Origin of the sequence: Rhodococcus sp. NPDC057014 (assembly GCF_042673295.1) — a bacterium.
GTDB lineage: Bacteria > Actinomycetota > Actinomycetes > Mycobacteriales > Mycobacteriaceae > Rhodococcus_F.
In genome coordinates, this window is record NZ_JBHUSF010000618.1 from 1 (window position 1) to 1,631 (window position 1,631).

2 protein-coding genes are annotated in these 1,631 nt (G+C 67.2%); both read right to left on the reverse strand.

From position 1 onward, the window contains the following. Positions 1-43: 43 nt before the first annotated feature. Positions 44-706 (reverse strand): methionine ABC transporter permease, encoded by a 663-nt coding sequence (locus ACFTZB_RS45480; RefSeq protein ID WP_378442552.1) that lies wholly within the window; start codon positions 704-706, stop codon positions 44-46. Beyond that, on the reverse strand, positions 703-1,631 hold a 929-nt coding region (locus tag ACFTZB_RS45485; protein WP_378442554.1), incomplete at its 5' end, for a methionine ABC transporter ATP-binding protein. The genes ACFTZB_RS45485 and ACFTZB_RS45480, both read right to left, overlap by 4 nt.

Consider the following 1,631-nt stretch of genomic DNA (forward strand, 5'->3'; position numbering starts at 1 on the left):
GAGTACTTGTTAACCGCGGGCGGTTAACAAGTACTCACGGGTGCTAGCGGCGCAATGCCTTTCGCGCCAGCCAGTTGCCCAAGAACTGGGAGGCCTGCACGAGCAGGATGATGACGAGGGTGGCGACGAGGGTCACCTGCCAGTTGAAGCGCTGGTAGCCGTAGACGATGGCGAAGTCGCCGAGCCCGCCGCCGCCGATGGTGCCCGCCATCGCGGACATGTCGACGATGCCGATGAGGACGAACGTGTATCCGAGGATCAACGGGCCCAGGGCTTCGGGGATCAGCAGGGTGACGATGATCCGCAGGGGACCGGCGCCCATCGCGCGGGCCGCCTCGATCACGCCGGGGTCGACGGTCACCAGATTCTGTTCCACGATGCGGGCGATGGCGAACGACGACGCGATGATCATCACGAAGATCGCGGCCTCGGTGCCGATGGTCCGGCCGACCACGGCGAGGGTCACGGGCCCCAGTGCGGCGAGCAGGATGATGAACGGAATCGGCCGCACGATGTTCACCAGGATGTTCAGCACCGTGTAGGCGGCCGTGTTCTGGAGGATCCCGCCGTTCCTGGTGGCGTACAGCAGCGTGCCGACCACGAGCCCGATCAGCCCGCCGACCACCAGGGTGATCACCACCATGTAGATGGTGGTGCCGATGGATTCGAACAGTACGGGGCGCAGTTTGTCCCAGTTCGTGGTCATGCCTGTACTTCCTCGACATCGGTGACGGTCCGCAACCGGCGGATCACGTCGTCGATGCCGTCGTCGGGGCCGACGAGTTCGAGCGTGAGACTGCCGAACGAGCGGTCCTGCAGGGTGCTGATGCCGCCGTACACGATTTCGAATCGGACACCGTGCCCGCCCGCATCGGAGAGGACGTCGCCGATGCGGCTGCCGTCCCGCACGTCGGCGGTGACGATCCGGCCCCCGAAACGCGCGCGGAGCCGCTCCAGGTCGGCCGGTTCCGGGCGGTTGCGCAGGATCGTGCTGACGAAGCTCTTCGACGCCGGCGCCTGTGGTTCGGAGAAGACGTCGAACACGGTGCCGAGTTCCACGACACGGCCCTCCGCCAGCACGGCGACACGATCCGCGACGGCCCGGACGACGTCCATCTCGTGGGTGATCACCACGATCGTGACGCCGAGTTCCCGGTTCACCTTGCGGAGCAGGCGAAGCACGTCCTGCGTGGTCTCCGGGTCCAGGGCGCTGGTGGACTCGTCGGCGAGCAGCAGGTCCGGCGACGTCGCCAGCGCGCGGGCGATCCCGACCCGCTGCTTCTGCCCGCCGGACAGCTGGTCGGGGTAGGCCCGAGCCTTGTCGGACAGGCCGACGAACGCGAGCAGTTCGGCGACGCGTTCGCGGCGTTTCTGTCGCGGCCACCCGGCCACGACGAGGGGGTAGGCCACGTTCCCGGCGACGGTGCGGGAGCGGAACAGGTTGAACTGCTGGAAGATCATGCCGATCTTCGCGCGCACGTGCCGGAGTTTCGATTCCGGCAGTGCGGTGATGTCGACGTCGTCGACGACGACGCGCCCACCGGTGGGGCGTTCCAGGCCGTTGATCAGCCGGACCAGCGTGCTCTTCCCGGCCCCCGAGTAGCCAATGACCCCGAAGATCTCACCTCGCT

Bases quoted from the DNA above. Each gene is read 5' to 3' on its own strand.
- ACFTZB_RS45480 (WP_378442552.1), bottom strand. From the start codon at position 706: ATGACCACGAACTGGGACAAACTGCGCCCCGTACTGTTCGAATCCATC.